This window comes from Kitasatospora cystarginea (assembly GCF_039533515.1).
Lineage (GTDB): Bacteria > Actinomycetota > Actinomycetes > Streptomycetales > Streptomycetaceae > Kitasatospora > Kitasatospora cystarginea.
In genome coordinates this window covers 1-541 of the sequence record NZ_BAAATR010000222.1, presented here as the reverse complement: position 1 = coordinate 541, position 541 = coordinate 1, and the positions used below count along the sequence as shown (strand labels likewise).

1 protein-coding gene is annotated in these 541 nt (G+C 71.7%); it reads left to right on the top strand.

Going from position 1 to position 541, the window contains the following annotated elements; genetic code table 11:
• Positions 1 to 541: acyltransferase domain-containing protein (locus ABD369_RS40950; RefSeq protein ID WP_344641716.1), on the top strand; the 541-nt coding region annotated here is incomplete at both ends.

Below are 541 nucleotides of genomic sequence, written 5' to 3'. Positions count from 1 at the left end.
TGGGGTGTGCGTCCTGACTTCCTGGCGGGTCACTCGATCGGTGAGCTGGCCGCGGCGCACGTGGCCGGGGTGTTGTCGCTGGCGGATGCCGCGGTACTGGTGGCGGCTCGTGGCCGGCTGATGCAGGAGCTGCCGGCGGGTGGTGCGATGGTGGCGATCGAGGCGTCCGAGGGGGAGGTGCGGCCGCTGCTGACCGAGGAGTTCGGGATCGCGGCGGTCAACGGCCCCGCCTCGGTGGTGATCTCGGGCGACGAGCGTGCGGTGCTGGAGGTCGCGGCGGACTGGGAGGCCCAGGGCCGTCGCACCAAGCGGCTCACCGTCAGCCACGCCTTCCACTCCCCGCTGATGGAGCCGATGCTCGCCGACTTCCGCAAGACCGCCGAGAGCCTGACCTACCACGCACCCCGGATCCCGATCGTCTCCACCCTCACCGGTGAGACCACCGACGAGCTGCGCACCGCCGAGTACTGGGTGCGCCACGTCCGCGAGGCGGTCCGCTTCCACGACGCGATCCAGACCCTGGAGCGCGAAGGCGTCCGCA